Origin of the sequence: Enterobacter sp. FUJ80071 (assembly GCF_038739915.1) — a bacterium.
Classification (GTDB): Bacteria; Pseudomonadota; Gammaproteobacteria; order Enterobacterales; family Enterobacteriaceae; genus Enterobacter; species Enterobacter kobei.
The window spans coordinates 3,959,491-3,985,699 of the sequence record NZ_JBBXKH010000001.1; the positions used below are offsets into that span (position 1 = coordinate 3,959,491).

At 51.8% G+C, this 26,209-nt stretch carries 26 protein-coding genes and 1 pseudogene; 17 read left to right on the plus strand and 10 right to left on the minus strand.

The features are described 5' to 3' along the window. Positions 1 to 6: 6 nt before the first annotated feature. Positions 7 to 1,869: a bifunctional glutathionylspermidine amidase/synthase gene (gene gss, locus AAER43_RS19160; protein ID WP_050861942.1), complete on the minus strand. Its 1,863-nt coding sequence runs from the start codon at positions 1,867 to 1,869 to the stop codon at positions 7 to 9. A 183-nt stretch (positions 1,870 to 2,052) separates the two neighbouring features. On the opposite strand from gss, the gene yghU reads away from it, so the two are divergent. From yghU to AAER43_RS19180, 4 genes are all read left to right on the plus strand, one after another. Further along, positions 2,053 to 2,922, plus strand: coding sequence for a glutathione-dependent disulfide-bond oxidoreductase (gene yghU / locus AAER43_RS19165; protein WP_014885224.1), 870 nt, complete (start codon positions 2,053 to 2,055; stop codon positions 2,920 to 2,922). A gap of 158 nt (positions 2,923 to 3,080) precedes the next feature. Further along, positions 3,081 to 3,413: a glycine zipper domain-containing protein gene (locus AAER43_RS19170; RefSeq protein WP_014885225.1), complete on the plus strand. Its 333-nt coding sequence runs from the start codon at positions 3,081 to 3,083 to the stop codon at positions 3,411 to 3,413. A 193-nt stretch (positions 3,414 to 3,606) separates the two neighbouring features. Further along, positions 3,607 to 3,939, plus strand: coding sequence for a type II toxin-antitoxin system RelE/ParE family toxin (locus tag AAER43_RS19175; protein ID WP_014885226.1), 333 nt, complete (start codon positions 3,607 to 3,609; stop codon positions 3,937 to 3,939). 12 nt (positions 3,940 to 3,951) lie between these two features. Then, positions 3,952 to 4,299, plus strand: a complete 348-nt coding sequence (locus AAER43_RS19180) for a DNA-binding protein (RefSeq protein ID WP_050861941.1) — start codon at positions 3,952 to 3,954, stop codon at positions 4,297 to 4,299. A gap of 7 nt (positions 4,300 to 4,306) precedes the next feature. Here AAER43_RS19180 and AAER43_RS19185 read toward each other — a convergent pair whose 3' ends face one another. Next, positions 4,307 to 5,854, minus strand: a complete 1,548-nt coding sequence (locus AAER43_RS19185) for a methyl-accepting chemotaxis protein (RefSeq protein WP_057058029.1) — start codon at positions 5,852 to 5,854, stop codon at positions 4,307 to 4,309. Positions 5,855 to 6,111: 257 nt separating this feature from the next. Here AAER43_RS19185 and AAER43_RS19190 point away from each other — a divergent pair, with 257 nt between their 5' ends. Further along, positions 6,112 to 7,152, plus strand: a complete 1,041-nt coding sequence (locus AAER43_RS19190; protein ID WP_057058030.1) for an aldo/keto reductase — start codon at positions 6,112 to 6,114, stop codon at positions 7,150 to 7,152. Positions 7,153 to 7,196: 44 nt separating this feature from the next. Here the strand turns inward: AAER43_RS19190 and AAER43_RS19195 are convergent, their stop codons facing one another. Further along, a complete protein-coding gene (locus tag AAER43_RS19195; protein ID WP_014171606.1) occupies positions 7,197 to 7,685 on the minus strand; it encodes a TIGR00645 family protein in 489 nt (162 codons plus the stop codon). Positions 7,686 to 7,766: 81 nt separating this feature from the next. Then, positions 7,767 to 8,270 (minus strand): RNA helicase, encoded by a 504-nt coding sequence (locus AAER43_RS19200; protein WP_342702014.1) that lies wholly within the window; start codon positions 8,268 to 8,270, stop codon positions 7,767 to 7,769. A gap of 104 nt (positions 8,271 to 8,374) precedes the next feature. Between AAER43_RS19200 and AAER43_RS19205 the strand changes: the two genes are divergently transcribed. Together AAER43_RS19205 and AAER43_RS19210 are read left to right on the plus strand one after the other, a co-directional pair. Then, on the plus strand, positions 8,375 to 8,779 hold the full coding sequence (locus tag AAER43_RS19205) for a hypothetical protein (protein ID WP_014885230.1): 405 nt from the start codon (positions 8,375 to 8,377) through the stop codon (positions 8,777 to 8,779). A 1-nt stretch (position 8,780) separates the two neighbouring features. Beyond that, positions 8,781 to 9,230, plus strand: a complete 450-nt coding sequence (locus tag AAER43_RS19210; RefSeq protein WP_014885231.1) for a hypothetical protein — start codon at positions 8,781 to 8,783, stop codon at positions 9,228 to 9,230. 42 nt (positions 9,231 to 9,272) lie between these two features. On the opposite strand, the gene exbD is transcribed toward AAER43_RS19210, so the two are convergent. Beyond that, positions 9,273 to 9,698 carry a TonB system transport protein ExbD gene (gene exbD / locus AAER43_RS19215; RefSeq protein ID WP_014885232.1) on the minus strand — a complete coding sequence of 142 codons (426 nt, stop codon included), beginning with the start codon at positions 9,696 to 9,698 and terminating at the stop codon, positions 9,273 to 9,275. 4 nt (positions 9,699 to 9,702) lie between these two features. Beyond that, positions 9,703 to 10,434 carry a tol-pal system-associated acyl-CoA thioesterase gene (gene exbB / locus AAER43_RS19220; protein ID WP_014885233.1) on the minus strand — a complete coding sequence of 244 codons (732 nt, stop codon included), beginning with the start codon at positions 10,432 to 10,434 and terminating at the stop codon, positions 9,703 to 9,705. 251 nt (positions 10,435 to 10,685) lie between these two features. On the opposite strand from exbB, the gene metC reads away from it, so the two are divergent. Together metC and yghB are read left to right on the plus strand one after the other, a co-directional pair. Continuing rightward, complete coding sequence (gene metC, locus AAER43_RS19225; protein ID WP_014885234.1) at positions 10,686 to 11,873, plus strand: cystathionine beta-lyase; 1,188 nt, start codon at positions 10,686 to 10,688, stop codon at positions 11,871 to 11,873. Between the two features lie 143 nt (positions 11,874 to 12,016). After that, positions 12,017 to 12,676: a DedA family general envelope maintenance protein YghB gene (yghB, locus tag AAER43_RS19230; protein WP_014885235.1), complete on the plus strand. Its 660-nt coding sequence runs from the start codon at positions 12,017 to 12,019 to the stop codon at positions 12,674 to 12,676. Positions 12,677 to 12,722: 46 nt separating this feature from the next. On the opposite strand, the gene AAER43_RS19235 is transcribed toward yghB, so the two are convergent. Then, positions 12,723 to 13,622, minus strand: coding sequence for an AraC family transcriptional regulator (locus AAER43_RS19235; RefSeq protein WP_014885236.1), 900 nt, complete (start codon positions 13,620 to 13,622; stop codon positions 12,723 to 12,725). Between the two features lie 195 nt (positions 13,623 to 13,817). Between AAER43_RS19235 and yqhD the strand changes: the two genes are divergently transcribed. Beyond that, positions 13,818 to 14,981, plus strand: a complete 1,164-nt coding sequence (yqhD, locus tag AAER43_RS19240; protein WP_023331305.1) for an alcohol dehydrogenase — start codon at positions 13,818 to 13,820, stop codon at positions 14,979 to 14,981. Between the two features lie 105 nt (positions 14,982 to 15,086). After that, on the plus strand, positions 15,087 to 15,914 hold the full coding sequence (gene dkgA / locus AAER43_RS19245; RefSeq protein ID WP_014885238.1) for a 2,5-didehydrogluconate reductase DkgA: 828 nt from the start codon (positions 15,087 to 15,089) through the stop codon (positions 15,912 to 15,914). 77 nt (positions 15,915 to 15,991) lie between these two features. Here dkgA and AAER43_RS19250 read toward each other — a convergent pair. The 3 genes and pseudogenes from AAER43_RS19250 to AAER43_RS19260 all read right to left on the minus strand — a co-directional run. Continuing rightward, positions 15,992 to 16,999: pseudogene (locus tag AAER43_RS19250) on the minus strand (radical SAM protein); the annotation flags it as partial. A 114-nt stretch (positions 17,000 to 17,113) separates the two neighbouring features. Beyond that, entirely contained in the window at positions 17,114 to 17,443 is a 330-nt protein-coding gene (locus AAER43_RS19255; protein ID WP_000140246.1) for a hypothetical protein, read from the minus strand. Between the two features lie 204 nt (positions 17,444 to 17,647). After that, a complete protein-coding gene (locus AAER43_RS19260) occupies positions 17,648 to 20,923 on the minus strand; it encodes a P-loop NTPase fold protein (protein ID WP_023314849.1) in 3,276 nt (1,091 codons plus the stop codon). Positions 20,924 to 21,781: 858 nt separating this feature from the next. On the opposite strand from AAER43_RS19260, the gene AAER43_RS19265 reads away from it, so the two are divergent. From AAER43_RS19265 to fghA, 6 genes are all read left to right on the plus strand, one after another. Next, a complete protein-coding gene (locus AAER43_RS19265) occupies positions 21,782 to 22,078 on the plus strand; it encodes a helix-turn-helix transcriptional regulator (protein ID WP_023314851.1) in 297 nt (98 codons plus the stop codon). Positions 22,079 to 22,614: 536 nt separating this feature from the next. Next, a protein-coding gene (locus tag AAER43_RS19270) for an IS1 family transposase (protein ID WP_223195083.1) occupies positions 22,615 to 23,312 on the plus strand; the annotation gives its coding sequence in 2 pieces (ribosomal slippage) (positions 22,615 to 22,864 and positions 22,864 to 23,312; 699 coding nt in all). Positions 23,313 to 23,425: 113 nt separating this feature from the next. Beyond that, positions 23,426 to 23,701, plus strand: a complete 276-nt coding sequence (gene frmR, locus AAER43_RS19275; protein WP_017384071.1) for a formaldehyde-responsive transcriptional repressor FrmR — start codon at positions 23,426 to 23,428, stop codon at positions 23,699 to 23,701. Between the two features lie 34 nt (positions 23,702 to 23,735). Continuing rightward, positions 23,736 to 24,845, plus strand: a complete 1,110-nt coding sequence (gene frmA / locus AAER43_RS19280; protein ID WP_017384070.1) for an S-(hydroxymethyl)glutathione dehydrogenase — start codon at positions 23,736 to 23,738, stop codon at positions 24,843 to 24,845. A 43-nt stretch (positions 24,846 to 24,888) separates the two neighbouring features. After that, positions 24,889 to 25,287, plus strand: coding sequence for a VOC family protein (locus AAER43_RS19285; RefSeq protein ID WP_012561111.1), 399 nt, complete (start codon positions 24,889 to 24,891; stop codon positions 25,285 to 25,287). Positions 25,288 to 25,351: 64 nt separating this feature from the next. Continuing rightward, positions 25,352 to 26,188 (plus strand): S-formylglutathione hydrolase, encoded by an 837-nt coding sequence (gene fghA, locus AAER43_RS19290; RefSeq protein ID WP_012561110.1) that lies wholly within the window; start codon positions 25,352 to 25,354, stop codon positions 26,186 to 26,188. The last annotated feature ends 21 nt before the right edge of the window (positions 26,189 to 26,209 follow it).

A 26,209-nucleotide genomic window follows, 5' to 3' on the forward strand; every position in this document is an offset into this window, starting at 1 on the left:
TCTGAGTTACTTATCCTTCACCACAATCAGCGGTTCAATATCGCTCTCTTTCTTCACCACCAGCGAGTCATCTCCGCGCAGACAGGTGCCGCCGTAGTTCCCGCCGACGGTAAAGGTGCAGACCTGAATGTACTTGCCGTCAACGTTTGGCAGGCACCACAGCTGCTGGTAAATGTTTTTGCGATCGATAAACTTGCCGCTGGATTTATCCAGCAGTTCGTCCTGGGCACTAATGAGATCGATATTGCTGCCGCAGCGTCCGGCAATCGGCTTGACGGCATAACCGGTCTGTTTCAGCAGGTCGTTAACCTCAAAATCGGTGTCGAGCAGGTAACGGTGGTTCGGGAAAAGCTGCCACAGTACCGGCAGAATGGCTTTGTTACCCGGTATCACCGTCCACAGCGGCTCAAAGACCAGCACTTCCGGACGCAGCAGGACGTCGATCAGGCGCACTTCACCCTCGGGATGTCCGGTCCGAATCGGCACGGCAGCATATTCGGTTTCGCTGACCTCGCGGATTTGCTCTATCGCCGTTTCCCACGCCCAGGTTTTCCACACGCAGTTGACGTGGCGACCTTCGTCGTCAATCAACTGCCCGGTAGCATCCCAGCTCAGCGCCCCCAGCCCGTGCAAAATTTTGGTTTCAAACCCGGCCTGCAGCAGTGAACGCTGAATAAAGAGCGCGTGATAATCCTCTTCGACATCGTTGTCCTGCATGATGTGCACGAACGGACGCGCGTGGCTGTGTTTCCACGCGCCGGTCAGCTCTTCCAGCAACCCTTCTGCCGGGTTATGACCGTGGCCGCGATAACCGTTTTTCACCCACTCTTCGAGAATCAACCCGCCCTCGGTATGGCAGGACGCGGAGTCGGCATTGTACTCGTAGACCTTAATCCCGCGCTCATCCATGCAAAAATCCATACGGCCGGTGATCATATGGTGACGACGCCACTGCCAGGAGAGGCGCAGGCGCGGCCAGAGGATTTTTGGAATGTCGAAAAGCGCCAGCAAATTGTCGTCTTTCAGCACCTTGTCCGTCGCGTGCAGGTACATCAGGTGCAGTTCGTTGGTGGCCTTGATCAGCTCCTGCTCGGCGCTTTCGGTGATGGTGAAGTACTGGCAGGGATCTTTATTGATCACATGACCGTTCGCGCGGATATACGCCTGCTGCAGCGCGTCATTTTCGTTGAGCCATTTTCCGTCGAACTGACGTTTGTTTTTCAGCCGCGCACCGCGAATTTTCAGCAGTTCGCCGTCGATTTCCGGCTGGGGAATGCTGTGTTCCGTGTCGTCGGTCTGGATCATCCAGCCGAGAATTTCCGTGTCGCTGAAGGTGTCATGGATTGTGTAACATCCGTTCTCCACGCTCAGCCGCAGCTCGCGCGTCCACTGCTGCCCGAGCGGCAGCGGGGAGTGCAGGACGTTCTGCTCTGCAATGCGCACCTTGTCGTCCAGAAGCTGGGTGATTACCGCCACGTGGCCGGTCTCATGAAACTCTCCGCCCTTTTGCCAGATCAGCAGCGCCCCGGCGCGCGGCGCACGCTTCGAGCCATTGGCAAACGCCTGAAGGGGCAGAATGTTATCGTTCACTACCTGACGCAAAAAGCGCAGGGAGAAGATCTCCCACGCCATGCCGACGTCGGTAAACACGAAACCATAGTTGAGGAACAGGAAACGGCGGGCAAACTCAACACACTGCCATTTGTGGCCCATGTATTCGTTGCCGATATAACTGCGAAAATCCGCATCTTCCGGGTATTTTCGCGGGTCCAGACTGCCGTAATTTGAGGAGTAAATCGCCACACCACCCGGCGCATAGCCTAACAACGTCCCGAATGGCGCATCACTGCTTAACTTTCCTTTACGCATGTATCCAACCTAAAACAGGCAGGCGGCAATTTTTTGAAGGGTTGTCGTCGTCTGCACGTTGTAATTAACCTGACAGAGGTGGAATTATCATACACCTGCCCTGTCCATTACGCTCGCATCGTTAAACGGTTCCCCTGCCACCTGCTAAACTGCCTCAACACAACACCAAAGAGGCAGGCCAACATGTCAGACGAAAACACCTATCAGCCACCGAAAGTGTGGGAATGGAAAAAGAACGGCGGCGGCGCGTTCGCCAATATTAACCGCCCGATTTCGGGCGCGACGCATGAGAAAGATCTCCCCGTGGGCTCCCATCCGCTGCAACTTTATTCGCTGGGAACACCTAACGGCCAGAAAGTGACCATCATGCTTGAAGAGCTGCTGGCGCTGGGCGTGACGGGCGCGGAGTATGACGCCTGGTTGATCCGCATCGGCGAGGGCGATCAGTTCTCCAGCGGGTTCGTTGAAGTGAACCCGAACTCGAAAATACCGGCGCTGCGGGATCACTCCACGACCCCACCAACGCGCGTCTTTGAATCCGGCAATATCCTGCTCTATCTGGCAGAGAAGTTTGGTCACTTCCTGCCGAAAGATCCGGCGGGACGCACCGAAACGCTGAACTGGTTGTTCTGGCTGCAGGGCGCGGCGCCATTCCTGGGCGGCGGTTTTGGTCACTTCTACAACTACGCGCCAGTGAAAATTGAGTACGCGATCGATCGCTTTACCATGGAAGCCAAACGCCTGTTCGACGTGCTGGATAAACAGCTGGCGCGCGGCCGTTACGTGGCGGGCGAGGAGTACACCATCGCGGATATGGCGATCTGGCCATGGTTTGGCTGCGTGGCCCTGGGTAGCGTCTATAACGCCGCCGAGTTCCTGGATGCCGAAAAGTACACCAACGTCCAGCGTTGGGCGAAAGACGTGGCGAACCGCCATGCCGTGAAGCGTGGACGCATCGTTAACCGCACCAGCGGCGAGCTGAACGAGCAACTGCACGAACGTCACGCAGCGAGCGACTTCGATACCAACACGGAAGACAAGCGTCAGGCGTAATGCTTTGCCGGGCGGGCCACCGCCCGGCAGATGAGATCCTTGCCAGGGGCATGATTAGCCTAAAGGTTGAGCCGCAATTGCTGGCACTATCTGGCCGTTTTTCTCGCGCAGATGTGAGAAACGACGTATCAATCGACAGCAGTCACAAAGGATCTGTTATGAAACTTATTAAAACAACGCTGGTCATCAGCGCTCTCCTTTTTTCCACCTCGGGAATGGCCATCGACAAAACCGCCGCTGGCGCGGTAGCGGGCGCCGCCATTGGCGCGGCCACAGGCAAAGATCTGAAATCCACCGTCGGCGGTGCCGTTGTTGGCGCAGGTACAGGTGCCATGTTCAAAAACGGCGAAAAAGGTAAAGACGCACGTAAGGGGGGTGCCGTGGGTGCCGTCGTTGGCGCAGGAGCGGCTGCCGTGACGGGCAAGAGTGTGCTGAAAGGAGCGGCCGTGGGTGCGGGCACGGGTGCACTGATTGGCGAAGCGACCCACTGATAAGTATTGCCGGGCAGCGCTGCGTTTGCCCGGCCACAGCGTTGTTCAATAATCCCCCCCCTGCCAAATCTCTCGTTTTTGCGATCCGCTTTCTGAAAATTATCTTCCCACTCAGTTATTACGATGCAAACAATTGCCTGTCGTAGCCTGAATATTACAATGCTTTGCTTATCGTAAACTACAGGCTACAATAATGGCTAACGTTAAACACTACATTACAGCTGATGGATATGATCCTTTTGATGCATATCTGCGAAGTTTGAAAGATCCCATAGCAAAAGCCATGATTGCCACGCGTGTCGCCAGAATGTCGACGGGTAACTATGGCGATTGCAAACCATGCAGAGAGAGTGTGTCAGAGCTCAGAATTGACCGGGGACCCGGCTATCGTGTCTATTTTAGTGAAGTCTCCGATCCGGCAGATGGCGCAGTAAGTCTGGTGCTATTGACTGGAACGAAAAAAAAGCAAAATGCAGACATTGAAAGGGCCGTTGAGTACCTCAACGACTACAAGCGCAGAATATAAGAGGAAATCGCAATGGCTAAATCAGTACTTCATGATGACGCAATGGTACAACTCCTGAAAGATTCTCCGGATTTCGCGCCCGTCTATCTTCACCAGGCTTTCATTGAAATTGACGAGCCAGGAGGCTATGAGGCGTTCATGCTCGCCTTACGGCATGTGATCGAAGCCTCTGGCGGGATGACTGTTATTGCAAAACGTGCTGGCATTTCTCGCGAATCACTTTATAAATCACTCTCACCAAACGGTAACCCCTCATTTAAGCGTATCGCAGAAGTGGCTTCTGCAACGGGATATCCGATTTCTCGAATTGCAACAGCAGGGTTAAACAATAATACAAGGCCGCATCAGGCGGCCTTGTAACGTTGTGTTATGCCGTCAGGCGGAACTTCTGCACCGAACGCTGAAGCTCTTCGGTCTGACGTTCCAGCGCGGCGGCTGCCGCGGAAACCTCTTCCACCAGCGAGGCGTTTTGCTGGGTGACGCCGTCCATCTGCGTAATGGCAATCCCGACCTGCGAAATGCCCTTGCTTTGCTCTTCAGAAGCGGAAGCGATTTGCTTCATAATGGTCGTCACTTCCGTCACGTCGCGTAAGATGGCATCCATGGTCGTGCCCGTGTCGCCCACCAGCTGTGCCCCCTGTTCTACGCGATTAACCGAATCAGCAATCAGCCCCTCAATTTCCTTGGCCGCGTTGGCGCTGCGGCTTGCCAGATTACGGACTTCCCCCGCGACGACGGCGAAACCGCGGCCCTGCTCGCCCGCGCGTGCCGCTTCAACGGCTGCGTTGAGCGCCAGGATATTGGTCTGGAAGGCAATACTATTGATGACGTTGGTGATTTCAGCAATTTTCTTCGAGCTTTCGGAAATACCGCTCATGGTGGTAACCACCTCTTCCACCAGCGAACCGCCGCGGCTGGCAGTGGTTGAACCCACATCGGCAAGCTGGCTGGCCTGACGCGCGCTTTCCGCGTTCAGTTTCACGGTGGCGGTCAGCTGTTCCATGCTGGCCGCCGTCTCTTCCAGTGCGGCAGCCTGCTCTTCGGTGCGCGAAGAGAGATCGTTATTGCCGCTGGAGATTTCCGTCGCCCCGCGCCAGATATTTTCACTGCCCGAGCGAATCGTACTGACGGCTTCACGCAGGCTGTCCTGCATGGCACTCAGCAGGGGAACCAGTTGTCCCACACAGTTGCGGCCGAACGGCGCAATGGGCTGGCTGAGATCGCCCTGGGCAATCTGGCGGAACTGCTGGCGGATACGCTCCAGCGGTTTTACCAGCATCGCCACCAGGTAACGGTCGGTAAAGAGCAGAATCAGCAGACCGATAATCGTGGCGACGATAATCACCGTGCGGGTCATACTGGTCAGGCCGTCCACCACCACGCGGGTACTGTCGAGCGTATTCGCGGCGGCAGTGTTGAACGCCTCGGCAGCCGCACCGAACGCACGGCTCAGCGGTGGCGTGACGTTGTTGGCCTGCTGGCGGTAGCCTTCCAGAGCCCCCTGCTTCGCCTGCGCCATTTGCGGCGTCACGCCCTGGTCGAGCAGCGCCTGCCAGGAGCCGATCACCCGGGATGCGATCGCCTCATCCATCGGGCCAGGTGACATCGCTTTCATCTCGGCCAGTTTCTTGCCCATGTTATCCAGCGCCTGTTGGGCGGAGGACAAATCGGGCGTGCCGCCAGCGGCTTTGACTTCCATTGCGCGGCTCAGGCGGGTCACGAAGCGGAAATACTGATCGTTGCCCTGGCTCAGTACCGTCATCTGTTTCACCAGATGGCGATCAACTTCATTGCCCTCTGAAACGCGTGATAAAGACCAGGTGCTGTACAGCCCAACGCCCGCCCACATTAAACAAAAGATCCCGAGAATCGTCAGCATGACGAAGCGGATCGTGAAATTACGTAGCATATTCATAAGATTTCCTTGCCGTGAGGGTGAATTCGCCCAGAGGCGAGTACTCCTCTCTTTATCGGCAGGCAGCGCGGAAATTATAACCTTTTGTGATTATTTTTAATTAGCGCGGCTTCACAGGTCACACAGCCAGGGTTAATTATTACCTTTCAATATGAAGGGGTTAAACCCTGTCATCGCTTCTGTGAACAATTTATGATTTGATAAACGCAGAATAAAAACGCTGTTTCGAAAATTCATTAAATAAGAAAGGAGACATCATGTCCTGGCACCCTTCCCCTGACCGCTACGAGAACATGCAGTACCGCTATTGTGGAAAGAGCGGCCTGCGCCTGCCAGCGCTGTCGCTGGGTCTGTGGCATAGCTTTGGCCACGTCCAGCCTCTCGATGCCGAGCGCGCACTGCTACGTAAAGCCTTCGATCTCGGCATTACCCATTTCGATCTTGCCAACAACTACGGCCCACCGGCAGGGAGCGCAGAGGAGAACTTTGGCCGCCTGCTGCGAGAGGACTTTGCCGCGTACCGCGACGAGCTCATCATCTCCACTAAAGCCGGTTACGACATGTGGCCGGGGCCGTACGGTTCAGGCGGTTCACGCAAATACCTGCTCGCCAGCCTCGATCAAAGCCTGAAACGCATGGGGGTCGAGTACGTTGATATTTTCTACTCCCACCGCGTGGATGAAAATACGCCGATGGAAGAGACGGCCTCAGCGCTGGCTCACGCCGTGCAGAGCGGTAAAGCGCTGTACGTCGGGATCTCGTCCTACTCAACGGAGCGCACTCAAAAAATGGCCGGGTTACTGCGCGAGTGGAAGATCCCACTGCTCATCCACCAGCCGTCCTATAACCTGCTTAACCGCTGGGTCGATAAGACCGGATTGCTGGATGCGCTGGAAGCAAACGGTACGGGGTGCATTGCCTTTACCCCGCTGGCGCAGGGTCTGCTGACCGGGAAATACCTGAACGGCATTCCGGAAGGTTCACGCATGCAGCGAGAAGGGCATAAGGTGCGCGGGCTGACAGAGAAGATGCTGACCGACGCCAACCTGAGCAGTCTTCGTCTGCTCAATGAGATGGCACAGGCGCGTGGCCAGACCATGGCGCAAATGGCGTTGAGCTGGTTACTGAAAGATGCGCGCGTGACGTCAGTGCTGATTGGTGCCAGCCGTCCGGAACAGCTTGAGGAGAACGTGCGGGCGCTGGATAACCTGCGCTTTACAGAGGACGAGCTCACGCGGATTGACCAGCATGTTGCGGATGGGGAGTTGAATCTGTGGCAGGCGTCGTCGGATAAATAGTGCAGATTGATGCCCTCTCCCCTCTGGGGAGAGGGATATGCACTTTACTTTTTACTGATCTTATCCAGATACCCCATCACAAACGCCGACAGCACAAACGTCAGGTGGATAATCACGTACCACATCAGTTTATTATCCGGCACATTCTTCGCGTCCATAAACACGCGCAACAGGTGGATAGAGGAGATCGCCACAATCGACGCTGCCACTTTATTCTTCAGCGACGAGGCATCCATTTTGCCCAGCCAGTTGAGCTTCTCCTTGCGCTCGTCGATATCAAGCTGGGAGACAAAATTCTCGTAGCCGGAAAACATCACCATCACCAGCAATCCCCCCACCAGGGTCATATCCACCAGCGACAGCAGAACCAGAATCAGGTCCGCTTCAGCAATGGAAAAAATGTTCGGCAGAACATGCAGGATTTCCTGAAAAAACTTAATCGTCAGCGCGATAAGTGCCAGCGAAAGGCCAAAATAGACGGGAGCCAGTATCCAGCGGGAGGCGTACATGGCATTTTCAAAGAAGCGTTCCATAAAGTCCTGTTTGCAAAAGAAACCAGCGCCCAGTATATCTCAACGGCGCTGGCTATTTGCAAGAACTCAACTGTTCATGACTTAGACGTTGTCCGGATTAACCTCCGGACGCGCATACTCCGGCCAGACCAGCACCACAAGTTCGGGGTAGGCTTCCAGACTGAACTCACGAAAACACTGGCGAAGGTTTAATACGTCCAGGTCTGAATACGAGACCTTCTCTCCGTTAAGACAGCGCTTTTTGATATTGTCGTAATATTTATAAACCGCTGAACTCAGGTCGCTGCAACGACGCTGCGCCTCAAACAGACCGGGCGTGTCATTAATTTCGGACATTTTCATACGCTTAATTGTCGCGTGTAAAAAGTCGATATATTCGTGATTCACCCGCCAGTACCAGACAGGCGTAACAGAGTTCATCAAAACAGAGAAATGGTCTTCACCTTCCTCTTTTGTCATCAGTTCAGGCTGTGGAGGTTCACTGGTGTCTTTCGACACTTTCGTTTTATTGAACTCCTGCATCAATAAAAGCACACCAGCGGTCAGTAATAGTAATGTGATGACCGTAAAAAAGATGCTGTTCATGGGTTGGCTCCATTTTTTTTGATTTTAAAATTGCCTCATGATATTGTCAACGAATCTCACGCCTTTACCAACCCCACCCTGTTGAAAATAAAGGAAATTAAAAAATGCTGCCCGACTATCTCGTCCCGGCTAAGTACCACATTACGCCTGTGGAACAGCAACCGACGGAAGAAGAAAAAAAGGCCAGTTTCACTCAGGGGAAAAGAAAGCTCTCCGATTTCGAGCCTGATATATTAATTGGTGTTTCCCGCACTGGCAAATCCCGTAATATGTTGCTGGAGGAGCACGATCGCCATATAAAAGACCGCTTATTTCGCGCTATAAAAATTGAGGCCTTCGTCCACCTGCTGAATGACCTCCAGGCTGAAGGCGAAATAGATGCCCAGAAACTAAGTCAAATAATGGCTGAAAAAACAAAAGAAATAAATGAAGCGGGCAATGAAATTTGGCTTAATCTAATTACGCGTGAAAAAAACAACCCTATTTTTTATACCCTTGGGGAAGATTAACGTGAAAGAAGTTAAAGACAACGACGTTTATTTGACTTTAGATGATAAAAAAAGTGATGAATTTATCTTAAAGCAAAATCTCGACGCCCTGAGAAACACAAAAAATATCGAGATGACGCGTATTACGCAAGACCTGGTATCGATTCCGGCGACGCTGGTGCGGCTGAAATGGCAGAATCGCCGCGAGATTTACCCGCTACAGGTCAAAGAAGAGATTTACGGTGCGGTGATAAATAGCCTCATCGAGCAGCAACCCGAGCTGAAAGAGAAGCTGCTGGGCCGGCTAGAGGCCAACTATCAGTATCTGCTTGCCAGAGAAGTCGCCACCCTGCGCCTGACGCGCAAGCTGTCAGCCGGTGAGTACCGTACCTCAAACGTCACCTGCGTTGCGCTCGACGAAGACACGCTGGCAACCTCCTCTGCCGCGCAGACGGATAATAAAAACGCATAAACCGACAGACATAAAAAAAGCCGGCTTTCGCCAGCTTCTTTACTATTTTTTGGCCGCTTTCTCTTCGCCAACCAGTCCAATCTTCAGATAGCCCGCCTGATGCAGCGTGTCCATCACCTTCATCATGGTTTCGTAGTCGACGGTTTTGTCCGCACGGAAGAAGACGGTGGTGTCTTTCTTGCCGCCGGTTAGCTGATCCAGCGCCGGAATAACCGAAGCATCCGTTACCGGGTCGTTACCCAGGAACATCGATTTATCCGCTTTCACCGAAAGATAGATGGGCTTTTCCGGACGCGGCTGCGGCTGGCTGGACGAGGCCGGCAGATTCACCTTCACGTCCACCGTCGCCAGCGGCGCAGCGACCATAAAGATAATCAGCAGAACCAGCATGACGTCAATAAACGGCGTCACGTTGATCTCATGCATTTCACCGTTATCGTCCAGATTTTCGTTTAGACGCATCGCCATAATATCAACCTACGCGCAGTTTAGACGCCGCATGCACCGGTTTCACGGCGCTGGCATTCAGGTCGAGATCGCGGCTTTGCAGCAGCAGAACCTGAGCGGCAACGTCACCGAGCGTGGCTTTGTAGCTGCCAATCATACGCGCGAAAATGTTATAGATAACGACTGCCGGAATCGCCGCGACCAGACCAATCGCCGTCGCCAGCAGCGCTTCTGCGATACCGGGCGCAACAACCGCCAGGTTGGTGGTTTGGGTCTGAGCGATACCGATAAAGCTGTTCATGATGCCCCAGACCGTACCGAAAAGACCGACGAACGGCGAAATTGCGCCGATGGTAGCCAGATAACCATTACCACGTCCCATGTGTCGGCCAACGGCCGCAACGCGACGCTCCAGACGGAAACCGGTACGCTCTTTAATGCCTTCGTTATCTTCACTGCCAGCGGAGAGTTCCAGCTCGTTCTGCGCTTCGTTCACTAACAGGGTGGTCAGGCTTTTTGCGTGGAAGGATGAGGTCATATCAGACGCCTGATCCAGAGAGCGGGCTTCTGCCAGCTGCTGCTGTTCCCGCTTGAGGCGACGCTTCTGCGAAAGCAGCTCGGCGCTTTTGCTGAAGAAGATAGCCCAGGTGACAACGGACGCCAGAATCAGGCCGATCATCACAATCTTAACCACGATGTCAGCATGTTGATACATGCCCCAAACGGAGAGATCCGTCTGCATCAAATTATTACCCACTCTGTATCTCCAGGACGCAAATCACAAAATCTGAACGTAATAATATCAAAACGTCGTCGAATTGATAGTAGTTCTCATTAGTATTTGCATGGTGCCGTAATTTTCGCTCACTTTCCTTGCGCTTACGCAGTAAAAATTTCTTATGCGGTTTTTTGCTAATATTTTCTGCTTATTCGATAAGCATGCGGGTGCAGTTTTTCACAATCGTGGTAGTCTGGACGTCCAGACGTATAAAAACAGAGTTAGCGAACATGACTAAGAAGCATCTTGATACCACGCTGGTACAGGCCGGACGCAGTAAAAAATATACGCAGGGTTCGGTTAACAGCGTGATTCAACGCGCCTCCTCCCTGGTGTTTGACACCGTTGAGGAGAAAAAAATCGCCACGCGTAACCGCGCAAAAGGCGGGCTGTTTTATGGCCGTCGCGGCACGCTAACCCATTTTTCTCTGCAGGAAGCGATGTGCGAGCTGGAAGGCGGTGCGGGCTGCGCGCTGTTCCCGTGCGGTGCGGCTGCGGTCGCCAATACCATTCTGGCGTTTGTGGAACAGGGCGACCATATCCTGATGACCAACACCGCCTATGAACCCAGCCAGGACTTCTGCACCAAAATACTCAGTAAACTCGGCGTCACTACCGGGTGGTTCGATCCGCTGATTGGCGCAGGCATTGCCGAACTTATTCAGCCAAACACGCGCATCGTGTTCCTGGAGTCTCCCGGTTCAATCACCATGGAAGTGCACGACGTACCGGCTATCGTGAAGGCCGTGCGCAGCAAAGCGCCGGAGGCGATCATCATGATCGACAACACCTGGGCGGCGGGCGTGCTGTTTAAAGCGCTGGAATTCGACATTGATATCTCGATTCAGGCGGCGACGAAATACCTGATTGGCCATTCAGACGGGATGATTGGCACAGCAGTGTCTAACGCGCGCTGCTGGGATCAGCTGCGTGAAAATGCCTACCTGATGGGCCAGATGGTCGATGCAGATACGGCCTACATGACCAGCCGCGGTATCCGCACGCTGGGGGTTCGCCTGCGTCAACACCATGAAAGCAGCCTGAAAGTGGCAGAGTGGCTGGCTCAGCATCCACAGGTTGAGCGCGTTAATCATCCTGCGCTTGCGGGCAGTAAAGGCCATGAATTCTGGCAACGTGACTTTACGGGCAGCAGCGGGTTGTTCTCGTTTGTGCTTAAAAAACGGCTAGATAATGACGAACTGGCAAACTATCTGGATCACTTTACCCTCTTCAGCATGGCCTACTCCTGGGGCGGTTTTGAGTCCCTGATCCTGCCTAATCAGCCGGAGCAAATCGCGGCTCTGCGCCCTGGCGGCGAAGTGGACTTCAGCGGCACCCTGATTCGCCTGCACATCGGTTTAGAAAATGTGGACGATTTAATTGCGGATTTATCAGCAGGGTTTGAACGTATCGTGTAGAGTGCTCGCTGAAAATGTACTCCCCGGACGCTTTTCTTAACACTGCAAGCAGAAAAGTCTGCATGAGTTGCGCCTGCGATCAATCCCGGCAGGTATAATTGGGAGTACAATAGCGTTATCTCTGCTGTTCCACAGGAAAGTCCATGGCTGTTATTCAAGATATTATCGCGGCGCTCTGGCAACATGATTTTGCCGCACTGGCGGATCCGCACGTTATAGGCGTCGTCTATTTCGTGATGTTCGCAACGCTGTTTCTGGAAAATGGATTACTGCCAGCCTCGTTTTTACCCGGTGACAGTTTGCTTTTGCTTGCCGGGGCATTGATCGGTAAAGGCGTTATGGACTTTACGCCAACGATGGTTATCCTCACCTCTGCCGCGAGCCTGGGCTGCTGGCTGAGCTATCTGCAGGGCCGCTGGCTGGGGAACACGCGCGTCGTGAAAGGCTGGCTGGCGCAGTTACCGCATAAATACCATCAGCGGGCGACCTGTATGTTTGACCGACACGGCCTGCTGGCGCTGCTGGCCGGACGTTTTCTGGCTTTTATTCGCACCCTGCTGCCCACCATGGCGGGTATTTCCGGCCTGTCGAACCGCCGTTTTCAGTTCTTCAACTGGCTGAGCGGCCTGCTGTGGGTGGGGGTCGTGACCACGTTAGGCTACGCGCTGAATATGATCCCCTTTGTGAAACACCACGAAGATCAGGTCATGACCTTCCTGATGGTGCTGCCGATTTTCCTGCTGGTAGCCGGGCTGGTGGGAACCATTGCGGTGGTGATTAAGAAAAAGTACTGCAGCGCATAAACAAAAGCCGGGTGGCGGCTACGCCTTACCCGGCCTACGTTTCTCGTCAGGCGCCCTGCATCGTTCGTATACGCGACGCATCTTCTCCCGGCGTGACGCCGAAATAGCGCTTAAACTCCCGACTAAACTGCGACGCACTCTCATAGCCCACCCGCATTGCCGCCGCGCTGGCCTTCATGCCGTCGTGGATCATCAGCATCCGCGCCTTATGCAGCCGGTAGGTCTTGAGGTATTGCAGCGGCGAGGTGCTGGTCACCGATTTAAAGTTATGGTGAAACGCCGAGACACTCATGTTCGCTTCCGCGGCGAGCTGATCGACGCTGAGGTTTTCCGTGTACTGGCTCTCAATACGCTTGAGCACGCGGCTTATCAGACTGAAGTGGGTCTGTCGGCTCACCAGCGCCAGCAACGCTCCCCCGCCGGGGCCCAGCAGCACATGATAGAGAATTTCGCGAATGATCTGCTTGCCCAGGATACGCGCGTCCAGCGGCCGCTCCATGACGTCCAGCAGACGCTCGATGGCGCACAGGATCTCTTCAGACAGCGTGGCCGAGTTAATCCCGCTTGAAGCCATCGACGGCTGGAAGAGTTCATCTTCGCCTATCTCCATCAGCAGTTCCTGCAACTGAAGGATATCGACATTAACGCGAATACCCGCCAGCGGGACCTCCTCTGTCGCGAAAGTTTCACATTCAAAGGGTAAAGGTACTGTCAGGAGCAGATATTCATTGGTGTCGTAGCGGAACACGCGGTCATTGATATAACCAATTTTATGGCCCGAAAAGAGAAAAACGATGCCCGGCTGGTACATCACTGGCGTGCGCGTCCCGGGCTGCGTGCCATAGAGCAGACGAATATCAGGCAACTGATCGCTGACACTATTTTCATTATCTATCAGTCTCTTAATCTGCGCAGTAAGCTGATGGCAGATCGCTTCACGGTTCATTTTTCGTTACTCCGGGTACGTTTTCCGACTTTCACAGTTTGCGCACTTTCCCGACGTTTCTCCAGCGCTCTGTAGAAATGGGCAAGACATTGGCAGGAATGTGCATTGAGAGCATAGCCCCGGACCGCCACAATGTGCAGCATCAGGCAGGCATCAGTGCCGCCACGGTTTTTCACCCACTAAAGGGAACGAGCAATGAACAATTTTAATCTCCATACCCCAACCCGCATTCTGTTTGGCAAAGACGCAATCGCTGACCTGCGTGCGCAGATCCCCGCTGATGCGCGTGTCCTGATCACCTACGGTGGCGGCAGCGTGAAAAAAACCGGCGTGCTGGATCAGGTTTACAGCGCCCTGGACGGTCTGGACGTGCGTGAGTTCGGCGGCATCGAGCCAAACCCGTCTTACGAAACGCTGATGAATGCGGTAAAAATCGCCCGTGAAGAAAACATTACTTTCCTGCTGGCGGTCGGTGGCGGTTCCGTTCTGGATGGCACGAAGTTCATCGCGGCGGCAGCGCACTACGCTGACGGCGTTGACCCGTGGCACATCCTGGAAACCCGCGGCAGCGACATTAAAAGCGCAATCCCGATGGGCTCCGTGCTGACCCTGCCAGCCACCGGTTCCGAATCCAACAAAGGCGCAGTGATCTCCCGTAAAACCACCGGTGACAAACAGGCCTTTATGAACGAGCACGTGCAGCCTGTCTTCGCTATCCTCGACCCGGTTTACACCTATACCCTGCCTGCACGTCAGGTAGCGAACGGTGTGGTTGATGCCTTTGTTCACACCGTTGAGCAGTACGTGACCTACCCGGTGAATGCCAAAATTCAGGATCGTTTCGCGGAAGGCATTCTGCTGACGCTGGTTGAAGAAGGTCCGAAAGCGCTGAAAGAGCCAGAAAACTATGACGTTCGAGCCAACGTCATGTGGGCGGCAACGCAGGCGCTGAACGGTCTGATCGGCGCAGGTGTGCCGCAGGACTGGGCGACCCACATGCTGGGTCACGAACTGACGGCGATGCACGGTCTCGATCACGCTCAGACGCTGGCGGTGGTTCTGCCTGCGCTGTGGAACGAAAAACGGGATACCAAACGCGCCAAACTGCTGCAGTACGCAGAGCGCGTGTGGAACATCACCGAGGGTTCTGACGATGCGCGTATTGACGCGGCCATCGAAGCGACACGCAACTTCTTCGAAAGCCTGGGCGTACCAACGCGCCTGTCTGGCTACGGCCTGGATGGCAGTTCTATCCCTGCTCTGCTGGAGAAACTCGACGCGCACGGCATGACTCAACTGGGCGAGCACGGTGACATTACGCTGGACGTCAGCCGCCGTATCTACGAAGCGGCACGCTAAGCGTTTTTGTCCTCCCGACTTTCGTTTTTTGACATTTCGTCCAGACTTAATGCACACCCCATCGCCGGAGCCCCCCTCCGGCGATGCGCACCTGAAGGAGGAAAAATGGCAAACCAAACCGTAATCAAGCTGCAGGATGGCAACGTGATGCCCCAGTTGGGGCTAGGTGTATGGAAAGCCGGTAACGACGAGGTCGTCTCCGCCATTCATAAAGCCCTGGAAGTCGGCTATCGGTCAATTGATACCGCCGCCGCCTACAAAAACGAGGACGGCGTAGGCACTGCACTGGCCAGCGCCGGCGTCCCCCGCGATGAATTATTCATTACCACGAAACTGTGGAATGACGATCAAAAACGCCCTCGCGAAGCCCTGCAGGAGAGTCTGGAGAAACTTCAGCTCGATTTCGTCGATCTGTATCTGATGCACTGGCCGGTTCCCGCCATCGACCATTATGTTGATGCCTGGAAAGGGATGATTGAACTGCAAAAAGAGGGGCTGGTGAAAAGCATCGGCGTCTGTAACTTCCAGGTTCATCACCTGCAGCGCCTGATTGATGAGACAGGCATCGCACCGGTGATTAACCAGATCGAGCTGCACCCGCTGATGCAACAGCGCCAGCTTCACGCCTGGAATGCGACCCACAAGATCCAGACCGAATCCTGGAGCCCGCTGGCGCAGGGTGGCGAGGGGGTCTTCGATCAGAAAATCATCCGCGACCTGGCGGATAAATACGGCAAAACGCCCGCACAGATCGTCATTCGCTGGCATCTGGACAACGGCCTGGTCGTCATTCCGAAATCAGTCACGCCATCACGTATTGCCGAGAACTTCGACGTCTGGGATTTCCGCCTGGACAAAGATGAGCTGGGTGAGATTGCGAAGCTGGAGAAGGGCAAACGCTTAGGGCCGGACCCGGATCAGTTTGGCGGTTAAAAAAAGCCGGGTGGCGGCTTCGCCTTACCCGGCCTACGTGTCTACATAAAAAACCCCGGCTTGCCGGGGTTTTTTATTTACGCTTTGCGCTTCACGGGCTTCTTCGCATTCGAATTACCGTTCGAACGCTGATGCACAATCGGCGTGTGCTTGGTCAGCGCCGGGCGCGTATTGCGGTTCTGGCGACGCGCTTCGCGCATCTCATCCAGCGTCGGAGCGGGTACCAGACAGTCGCGGCGTGAACCGATCAGGTGTTTTTTACCCATCTCTTCCAGCGCCTGGCGGATCAGCGGCCAGTTTTTCGGGTCATGATAACGCAGCAGCGCTTTATGCAGACGACGCTGTTTATCCCCTTTTGGCACCACCACCTCTTCACTCTTGTAGCCAATCTTACTCAGCGGGTTCTTGCCGGTGTAATACATGGTCGTCGAGTTGGCGAGCGGTGACGGGTAGAAGTTCTGCACCTGATCCAGACGGAAGCGACGCTGCTTCAGCCACAGTGCCAGGTTCACCATATCCTCATCACGCGTGCCGGGGTGCGCGGAGATGAAGTACGGGATCAGGTACTGCTCTTTGCCCGCCTGCTTTGAATACGTGTCGAACAGCTCTTTAAAGCGGTCATAGCTGCCCATACCCGGCTTCATCATCTTCGACAGCGGACCTTCTTCGGTGTGCTCCGGTGCAATCTTCAGGTAGCCGCCCACATGGTGGGTCGCCAGCTCTTTGATGTAGCGCGGATCTTCCACGGCGATGTCGTAACGCACCCCCGAGGCAATCAGGATCTTCTTGATGCCCTTCAGGTCGCGGGCACGACGATAGAGATTGATCGTCGGCTCGTGGTTGGTATCCATATGCTCGCAGATGCTCGGATAGACGCAGGAGAGACGACGGCAGGTTTGCTCCGCGCGCGGCGACTTACAGCGCAGCATATACATGTTCGCGGTTGGACCGCCAAGGTCGGAGATCACACCGGTAAAGCCTGGCACCGTGTCGCGAATCGCTTCGATCTCATTGATGATCGAATCTTCAGAGCGGCTCTGAATAATACGGCCTTCGTGCTCGGTAATAGAGCAGAGCGAGCACCCTATAATTCTGATCATTTAGAAATTTTTTTGCGTTTAAAATCAATGAATTGAAAGATTTCATTTTTCTAAGTCTGATAAAACAGATGAAAACCCAACTGACTATACTCATAAAACTCAATCTTTGCGCTGCTGTACGATACCAGTAATTACAGGCGCCGAGTTTAACATCATGAAAAGTAGCCCAATAATGAATGACGCAACGCCAGCTGCGGTGCCTAACTTCTGACTGAACACCATTGAAACAAAGTACATATTTGGGATAAAAACGGACATAGCAATCACGAAAAGTAACTTATTCAGATAATTATTTATTCGGGTCTTAACCTCAACTCTATCATAAAAAGCCATCGAAACGTAAGCAGTTATCAGTGAATAAAAAGACCATGTCATATAGTTAACCGATTCATTAAATGCCTCTCGCAAAAGCAAAGCACTTTCTGTCATTCCCTACCTCATTAAATCAATAGAAAATAAATCTGAATAATTTATTTTTAAAAGAAAAGAACACAACATAACTTCAGTAGTTATGATTAATCCCTGAATGATTATTTCTTAGCAAGATATAACATGCTTAATGTATATCAGGCAATAAAAAAACTCCCAAAGACCACCGCTGTGGTCTTCAGGTATAGGATTTAAAGAACGAACTCAGTCCGGAAACGTATCACTATCTTCTGTAACGTCCGCTTTCTCTGGTAACATTCTGTTTTTAATATACTGTGAATTCCTGCAGATGAGAGGAAAAATCTCCGAGTTATTCATTATACAACTCGTTGCCGTACGGGCGTCCTCCGGAGACCATGATGAAAATGAAAACGTCTGACGGTCAAGCCATTGAGACAATAATACATTATCAACAGAAGCGCTAAACAGCGCCGCAATAGCCCTGCGTTCAACGGCCTTCTCAGGTTCAATAAACGACAACTCATTATGAAAACGGGTAATAATCGCAATACGGCTGTCAATACGAATATGTCTTTCAAGTAAGACATCGTGCAACTCATCAAGTACAGTCTCTCTCTGGGTATCGTCGAGGCAAGACCACAGAAAATGAATGTTCTCGGCATTTGTGACAACGTCTGGCTCTGCATCACGGAACCATGATGCAAAGATACCCACACTACCTTCCATCCGGATATGCTGCCCCTGAAGTTGCATTTGTTCAAGGATAAAGCGCATGTTCACAGGAAGAACCGTAAAACACTCAATAAGCCTTTCAGAAGAACTAAATACTCCACATGCCAGGGCGTTCAGCTTTTTCTTCAAAATATCAAACTGCTCACCTGACTGATATACGTCATGGAGAAATACTGGACCCATAGCATTCACATCAGACTCAATTATTTTCTCTGACAGTGCTTTTTGACGCTCTCGCACAAATATTAAAAGAGAGGTTGCATTTGTAGCTTCTTTGATGACGTCATACTGACCTTTAACAAAGCTCAGGACAGGTATATTCACCAGAAGACCTAAATCAACAATCCTGCCAACAGCATTTTTGATGTACGGCAGAACATTTTTATCCTTAAGTGCTATAAAGATACTCTCGGCAGTACGTAGATAACGAAGATATGCAGCCAAAGCCAGGTCAAACCGTTCCTCACCAATATGTTCACTGTACGACTCGATACCGGCATAGTTACCATGGAGCACCATGTGAGCAACAGCCTGTGCAGCAAATTCCGCAGGGAAGAGATTCCTCGTCGCCGTATTATTAAGATAATATTGATTTAAAACATTATTATTCCAGTCCGGGCTCAGAACAATTTTTCTGAAATGGATAACGTCCTCAACAACCTGACGATTTTTAAGCGTCATTATTGCAGAGCTAACCTGAGCCCCACCTGTACCATCATTCTTTCCAATTACGTTCTGTACCGCCTTCGATGCAATATTGATATGCCGGATAATTCCCGGATTAAAAAGGTCTATCTGAGGTTGCTCAGCTCCATAGCGTAACATCTCCTCCCGACCGTGATTTCCGATATCTAGTGTGCCAATTTTCAGGTTTGACAAGGTCTCTTCATTATTGACAAGGTATTCCACATAAAATACGCCATCTACAAAATTCTCCATTTTATTCAGTAGTGATTCACCGGCCAGAACAGAGTATGAATCAGCTTCCTGCAGCAACGTCTGCGTGGATTCAGCCTCCAATTTTTCTGAATCCTGAATTTCATCAAGTTTACTCACAATAAACGATATTTGCCTTTCGACGAAAGGCTCTAGGCTTATCCGCCCGTCAGCCATCAGTTTCTGCAGACTCAATACGAAACCTTCATCATTCTTTTCTCTGAGTGAAACAGCATAACTCTGATTCAGCATTTGCACTGCGACTTTGAGTTGCGGTTCGGCGAGAGCCTGACACTTCTCATCCATCCGGCTATAAGAAACCAGCCAGTCTCGCATCTGAATATGTGGTGCCACTCGCTGCCATGCTTCAGCGAAACCCCACAAGGCCGTCAGTTCTTCAAGCCGTGGGATATTTATAGCACCAATCGCGTCTTTAAGAGGCGTATCAAGCAACTCGCTCCTGGCAAGCTCCACCGTGGACTGATAGTGGATGCTCATCAGAAATTCGCTCCATCTTTCTGTATCGTTATTAAAAATTCGGGATATTTGTTGATAAGTTAGCGAGAGCATCTCGTCAAAATCATCCGGAGCAATACCGGGTTCGGTCTGACTAGCTTTGGGATCGCGAAGTAATACTTTAATATCTCGCTCCCCGTATCTGACCACCAGTAAGTAGAGAGCAATAAGAATATGGCGATGATCTTCTGTTGCAGGAACGGTAAGGTTCAGAATATGAATATCATTAACAAACTTCTTCATTAATCGCGGTGTGATACGAGGATACTCAGAGGGTTTCCAGCGCTCAAGCAACACCGTTGCTTCCCGGCACGCTATCCCTGCATCCTCATTTACTGTTTCTTTCCAGTACTGCCTTAACGCTTCCTGCCATCCTGCCGAAATAAGAGGAGGAACCTGAAAACTTACAGGAATCCGCTTTGCAATAAACTCACGCCCGCTGAAACCCGCCACAGAAAGTGAGGCTGAAACCTGTCTTGCCGAATAGGGCACCACTATCCTGAAGTGTTCATGAGTGGCTCCGGCAATAAGCTCCATATCACTCCAGAGCTCTTTCACTTTGTCTGCACTGATTCGGTCCAGATTATCAATGATAAGGATGAAGCGATCTCCATGGGAAATGACCTCTTTGGAGGTAAATCCCTGCAGAGCTTCAGCCAGCTCAATAGCTCCGACCTCCTTATTAACTAGCCAAGTCTCTTCAATCCTGTCAGTACTGTTGCGTTTGAACAAATCACCAATACTCGAATACCCTTTCTTTCTGTACCATTCCATGTTCTGCAGGCATGCCAGTCCTGCGACCATAATGGCAGGAGAAAGAAACGCGGCCACCTCAACATAAAAAAGCCACCCTAATAATGACTCCTTGTTAGTAAAATATTGATTAAGGTCTGTTAGCACATAACGAAGCATCTGCACGGAAAGCAATGACAGTAAAATAAAAACGACGGTCAACCAGCTTAGCCTGCTGCTGACCCTCTTGTCGTATTCAACGATGTTACCCAGAGCCAGATTTTTATACTTATCCAACACATCCCGGGAGCCCGGACATTGTAGGCTGACCCCGTGGTGGATGACATCGATAAGCGCTTTTTTAGTTGAGCCATGATGGTAACGTTCTGCATCAAAGTTAATGAACGTAAAATCATCTTTAAGCTTTTTCTGCAGGAACTTCAATATTGTTGACTTACCTGAACCCAGCTCACCTTCCAGACCAATAATATTGACATCAGGTGTCCTGATGATCTGAGCCACATTCTCTGCAACTTTTTCATGACTGCTGCCTCTAAACATATCCTGGTCAGCGGGTGATTCCGTCTGCAATCGTAGAGTCATTCAGCAATTTCCTTCGTTATAACGTAAGATTCTTTCACTATTAGACACAGTACAGAGCCCACAGCAACCAAATGACTGCAGCCGGGGCAGTTTAGTTTTAAGCATGCATAAGCCGATTTCGATGGAATCCCTTTCACACAATAATATTGAATTGAAGCAATGAAAACATTAATGTGTTTGTTGTGACTAGCTGCAGGGGCCTGGAAGAAATTCCAAAGCCTGACAAACCGGAACAGGGCTTGCTCTGCTCCGGTTTTATCCAGTTCATCTTGAAGCCCTTGTTTTTGTTACATATCCCTGCTCACTCTTTCAGCCATTGTTAAGCTTCTTGTGTGTAATCTGCGAATAATACGGATGCAAAATTGATGCAATGGATTATACATACCTACAGCGCACGTTACGCTGAGCTGAATCGAATTTCAGAGAACGTTCTTCGCTATTACCCTGCCCAGCCAGTTGAACACATTTTATCATCCGGCCCCGAGAGTGACATGTTCTCTGCCTGGTACAGCCTTCATCAGAGTCAAACTAGACGTTATTTACAGGCAAAAGAAGACAGCTACAGAGTTTAAGTCTGACATTATTCGTGGCTGTGTCTGCCTTCGGAGTTTTCAGCTTATCCCGATAACAGCGGTTTTGAAAAATTGACGTTTTTTACACCGGTACATTGCCCGAACGCAATCTCCCCCGTAGCGAAATACCGCCCCGCAGAAAATCGTCCATGCTCGGCATGCCCCTGGAACATCAGCATCTTTTCAATAAAGGTTTTACAGCCTATAGTCTGTATAACACAAAATACACCTTACCTGCTGTATTACAGGGCGGTACTCCCTACTCAGTCTGCGAGGCAGGTCACTTATGAATAATCAGTTCCCGATAAAAACGCTGAACCAGCTCAGACCTGTGCTAATCGGGTTTCGCAAAATCAAGGGCTTCACGCAAAAAGATGTGTCTGAGAGGCTTGCCGTAACGCAGCAAACCTATGCCCGCCTGGAAGCAAACCCTGCTAGCGCCAGTATTGATCGTCTGTACAAGGTATTCAGTATTCTGGGCGTAGAAATAACGCTGTCATCTATTTCCCCTTCACCCTTCATTTCCCACACAGAGATGAGGGGGGCATTTGACAGCACTCCCGCCAGACGGGAGAAATGGTGACTATTAGAAGTTTGCTAGTTTTGTCGAATGACGCCAACTACATGTCCGCATCCATCGAGTAGTGGCTTCAAGCCACGATTGTCACTGCCTCCGCTGCCTTTTTCCAGTAACTCTCTCCTTTTAATTCTAATATTTAGGGGTGTCAACGCAAAGCAGAAACGGCACCTTCTTTGCGAGACAGAAATGACCTGTGATTGCCTGGCCGATTTATGGCAGCTAAGTGCGAGAAGCGGATATAGCGAATTCGCCATTGTACGGGATTAGCAGGTTTACTGAAGCAACCTGCGATGGCGTTATGGCAATAGTCAGTCCCCTGTCCAGTCGGCATAGGTGGCCACCTCGTCACCGCCGGGGATAAACTGATTGAAGCCTCCGCGCAAAATCACTTATTCTTTTCCGTTAATAAAATGCAGGAGCAAAGTCATGACTGGCGAAATTCGTGGGCGAGGCAGGCCACGAAAAACAGAGAGTACCTATACAGGGTAAGGGTGCCAACTTACTGATTTAGTGTATGATGGTGTTTTTGAGGTGCTCCAGTGGCTTCTGTTTCTATCAGCTGTCCCTCCTGTTCAGCTACTGAAGGCGTGGTGCGTAACGGTAAAAGTACTGCCGGACATCAGCGCTATCTCTGCTCTCACTGCCGTAAAACATGGCAGCTACAGTTCACTTACACCGTCTCTCAGCCCGGTACACACCAGAAAATTATTGATATGGCCATGAATGGCGTCGGATGTCGCGCCAGTGCACGCATTATGGGCGTTGGCCTCAACACGATTTTACGACACTTAAAAAACTCAGGCCGCAGTCGGTAAACTCACGCATACAACCGGGCAGTGACGTCATTGTTTGCGCGGAAATGGACGAACAGTGGGGTTACGTCGGCGCTAAATCACGCCAGCGCTGGTTGTTTTACGCGTATGACAGGATACGGAGGACGGTTGTGGCGCACGTATTCGGTGAACGCACGTTGGTCACGCTGGAGCGTCTTCTGGGCCTGCTGTCGGCCTTTGAGGTCGTGGTATGGATGACGGATGGCTGGCCGCTTTATGAATCACGCCTGAAGGGAGAACTGCACGTTATCAGCAAGCGATATACGCAGCGCATTGAGCGGCATAACCTGAATCTGAGGCAGCATCTGGCAAGGCTGGGCAGGAAGTCACTGTCGTTCTCAAAATCGGTGGAGCTGCATGACAAAGTCATCGGGCATTATCTGAACATAAAACACTATCAGTAAGTTGGAGTCATTACCGGTGCTCTGATATATTTATTATACTATAGTGGGGTATGTGTTGATCTTAATGTAATACTCCCCTATAGTATAAGAAATACAGAGCAGTGAGGTAAGCAATGCCCAGTACTCCTGAAGAGAAAAAAAAGGTCCTAACCCGGGTTCGCCGTATCCGGGGTCAGATTGATGCTCTGGAAAGAGCACTTGAAAGTGGCGCTGAATGCCGTTCCGTTCTCCAGCAAATCGCCGCCGTCCGGGGCGCCGCTAACGGACTGATGGCAGAGGTGCTGGAGAGCCACATACGGGAAACCTTTGACCAGAATGACAGCTACAGTCATGAAGTCAGTAAATCAGTTGACGATACGATTGAGCTGGTTCGTGCCTATCTTAAATAGGTGAGGCCATTATTACATTGAGGATATATTACGTATGAAATCACGTGCCGCTGTTGCATTTGCACCAGGGAAGCCCCTGGAGATTGTTGAAATTGATGTTGCTCCGCCTAAAAAAGGCGAGGTGCTGATTAAAAACACCCACACAGGTGTCTGCCATACCGATGCCTTTACCCTCTCAGGGAATGACCCTGAGGGCGTTTTCCCGGTGGTTCTCGGCCACGAGGGAGCCGGTATCGTCGTTGAAGTTGGTGAAGGCGTCACCAGTGTGAAGCCGGGTGACCATGTTATTCCGCTCTACACCGCTGAATGCGGGGAGTGTGAATTCTGCCAGTCCGGTAAAACGAACCTCTGTGTATCGGTTCGCGAGACTCAGGGCAAAGGACTGATGCCTGACGGGACCACTCGCTTTTCATACAACGGTCAGCCTCTTTACCACTACATGGGATGTTCCACATTCAGTGAATACACCGTTGTGGCCGAGGTTTCTCTGGCAAAAATTAACCCGGAGGCGAACCATGAACACGTCTGCCTGTTGGGTTGTGGCGTGACTACCGGTATTGGCGCCGTCCATAACACGGCTAAAGTGCAGCCGGGCGATTCAGTTGCCATTTTTGGTCTGGGGGCAATTGGTCTGGCTGCGGTACAGGGGGCCCGTCAGGCAAAAGCGGGACGTATTATCGCTATCGATACTAATCCGACAAAATTTGACCTGGCCCGTCAGTTCGGGGCCACTGACTGCATTAACCCGAATGATTATGACAAACCGATTAAAGATGTTCTGCTGGATATCAACAAGTGGGGTATTGACCATACCTTTGAATGTATCGGTAACGTTAACGTCATGCGTGCAGCGCTGGAAAGTGCTCACCGTGGGTGGGGGCAGTCCGTTGTCATTGGTGTCGCAGGGGCCGGACAGGAGATTTCCACCCGTCCTTTCCAGCTGGTCACCGGGCGCGTATGGAAAGGTTCCGCGTTTGGCGGAGTAAAAGGCCGCACTCAGCTCCCCGGTATGGTCGAGGATGCCATGAAGGGGGATATTGACCTTGAGCCATTTGTAACCCATACGATGACACTGGATGAAATCAATGACGCCTTCGAGCTTATGCATGAAGGCAAATCTATCCGGACAGTGATTCATTACTGATCCCATCAGAATTTTAATCAACTCAAACTGAAGGAAGTGGAAAATGACAACTCCGGTAATTTCTGGTGACGGCATCTTTTCTCATGTGTTCATTGGCGCAGCCGATGTCGAGAAATCCTCCGCATTTTACGATGTCGTCCTGGGCACGCTTGGTATCAATAACCTCGGCCCGTTTGGCAACGGCTGGGTACTCTATGGCCGCGAAAAGCCGGCATTTATCATTGCCCGTCCGGGCAACGGTGAAGCACCTTCCGCTAACGGGGTGACTGTCGGCTTCGCTGCTGCCACCCCGGAAGAGGTTGATGCTTTCCATGCTGCCGGCCTTGCCGCCGGTGGAGCTGATGAAGGTCAACCTGGCCCGCGTGGTCACCTTCCCGGGGCCTATGCTGCCTACCTGCGGGATCCGGCGGGTAACAAAATCACGGCGTATACGTTTATCTGACGTCCGGATTTAAAGATACTTCCCCTGGCTTCGGTCAGGGGAAATAACCATGAGATAACGGCTGATGGAACTCATTGAGCAGCATGCCAGCTCTGGCGGCTGGCAAAACGTGTACCGGCATTATTCACAATCCCTTAATTGTGAAATGAATTTCGGTGTGTATCTTCCTCCCAAAGCAGTAACAGAAAAACTGCCGGTACTATACTGGTTGTCGGGCCTGACCTGTACTGAGCAGAATTTCATCACCAAATCAGGTATGCAGCATTATGCAGCCCGGCATAACGTCATCGTTGTTGTCCCGGATACCAGTCCCCGGGGTAATAATGTCCCGGATGCCGACAGTTACGATCTTGGCCAGGGGGCCGGTTTTTATCTGAACGCGACGGAACAGCCGTGGAATGTTCATTACAGGATGTATGACTATATTCTCAGAGAGCTTCCGGATGTCGTCATGAATCATTTTCCTGCAACGGCAAGAAAATCTATATCCGGTCATTCTATGGGAGGGCTGGGTGCTCTGGTGCTGGCTCTGCGAAATCCTGGTGAATATGTGAGCGTATCAGCATTTTCCCCGATAGTATCGCCTTCTCAGGTGCCATGGGGGCAACAGGCATTTAGCGCTTACCTGGGTGAAAACAGAAAAACGTGGGAAGCCTACGATCCAGTCAGCCTCATTTTACAGGGTGAAAAATTACCAGAAATCTTCATTGATCAGGGGCTGAGTGACGCCTTTTATGAAGAGCAACTGCGCACCAAAATCCTTGAGAGAGTATGCAATGAGATGAACCTCAATGCGTCGTTCCGATATCATACTGGATACGACCACAGCTATTATTTCATTTCCAGCTTTATTGGTGAGCACATTGCTTACCATGCCAACAGGCTCAGGCTGTCAGCATGAGTTGATTTCCAGCCTCAGAAA

Excerpts from the sequence above, each read along its gene's own strand:
- gss (WP_050861942.1), bottom strand. The coding sequence starts at position 1,869 with ATGCGTAAAGGAAAGTTAAGCAGTGATGCGCCATTCGGGACGTTGTTA.
- yghU (WP_014885224.1), top strand. The coding sequence starts at position 2,053 with ATGTCAGACGAAAACACCTATCAGCCACCGAAAGTGTGGGAATGGAAA.
- AAER43_RS19170 (WP_014885225.1), top strand. The coding sequence starts at position 3,081 with ATGAAACTTATTAAAACAACGCTGGTCATCAGCGCTCTCCTTTTTTCC.
- AAER43_RS19175 (WP_014885226.1), top strand. The coding sequence starts at position 3,607 with ATGGCTAACGTTAAACACTACATTACAGCTGATGGATATGATCCTTTT.
- AAER43_RS19180 (WP_050861941.1), top strand. The coding sequence starts at position 3,952 with ATGGCTAAATCAGTACTTCATGATGACGCAATGGTACAACTCCTGAAA.
- AAER43_RS19185 (WP_057058029.1), bottom strand. The coding sequence starts at position 5,854 with ATGAATATGCTACGTAATTTCACGATCCGCTTCGTCATGCTGACGATT.
- AAER43_RS19190 (WP_057058030.1), top strand. The coding sequence starts at position 6,112 with ATGTCCTGGCACCCTTCCCCTGACCGCTACGAGAACATGCAGTACCGC.
- AAER43_RS19195 (WP_014171606.1), bottom strand. The coding sequence starts at position 7,685 with ATGGAACGCTTCTTTGAAAATGCCATGTACGCCTCCCGCTGGATACTG.
- AAER43_RS19200 (WP_342702014.1), bottom strand. The coding sequence starts at position 8,270 with ATGAACAGCATCTTTTTTACGGTCATCACATTACTATTACTGACCGCT.
- AAER43_RS19205 (WP_014885230.1), top strand. The coding sequence starts at position 8,375 with ATGCTGCCCGACTATCTCGTCCCGGCTAAGTACCACATTACGCCTGTG.
- exbD (WP_014885232.1), bottom strand. The coding sequence starts at position 9,698 with ATGGCGATGCGTCTAAACGAAAATCTGGACGATAACGGTGAAATGCAT.
- metC (WP_014885234.1), top strand. The coding sequence starts at position 10,686 with ATGACTAAGAAGCATCTTGATACCACGCTGGTACAGGCCGGACGCAGT.
- yghB (WP_014885235.1), top strand. The coding sequence starts at position 12,017 with ATGGCTGTTATTCAAGATATTATCGCGGCGCTCTGGCAACATGATTTT.
- AAER43_RS19235 (WP_014885236.1), bottom strand. The coding sequence starts at position 13,622 with ATGAACCGTGAAGCGATCTGCCATCAGCTTACTGCGCAGATTAAGAGA.
- yqhD (WP_023331305.1), top strand. The coding sequence starts at position 13,818 with ATGAACAATTTTAATCTCCATACCCCAACCCGCATTCTGTTTGGCAAA.
- dkgA (WP_014885238.1), top strand. The coding sequence starts at position 15,087 with ATGGCAAACCAAACCGTAATCAAGCTGCAGGATGGCAACGTGATGCCC.
- AAER43_RS19255 (WP_000140246.1), bottom strand. The coding sequence starts at position 17,443 with ATGACAGAAAGTGCTTTGCTTTTGCGAGAGGCATTTAATGAATCGGTT.
- AAER43_RS19260 (WP_023314849.1), bottom strand. The coding sequence starts at position 20,923 with ATGACTCTACGATTGCAGACGGAATCACCCGCTGACCAGGATATGTTT.
- AAER43_RS19265 (WP_023314851.1), top strand. The coding sequence starts at position 21,782 with ATGAATAATCAGTTCCCGATAAAAACGCTGAACCAGCTCAGACCTGTG.
- frmR (WP_017384071.1), top strand. The coding sequence starts at position 23,426 with ATGCCCAGTACTCCTGAAGAGAAAAAAAAGGTCCTAACCCGGGTTCGC.
- frmA (WP_017384070.1), top strand. The coding sequence starts at position 23,736 with ATGAAATCACGTGCCGCTGTTGCATTTGCACCAGGGAAGCCCCTGGAG.
- AAER43_RS19285 (WP_012561111.1), top strand. The coding sequence starts at position 24,889 with ATGACAACTCCGGTAATTTCTGGTGACGGCATCTTTTCTCATGTGTTC.
- fghA (WP_012561110.1), top strand. The coding sequence starts at position 25,352 with ATGGAACTCATTGAGCAGCATGCCAGCTCTGGCGGCTGGCAAAACGTG.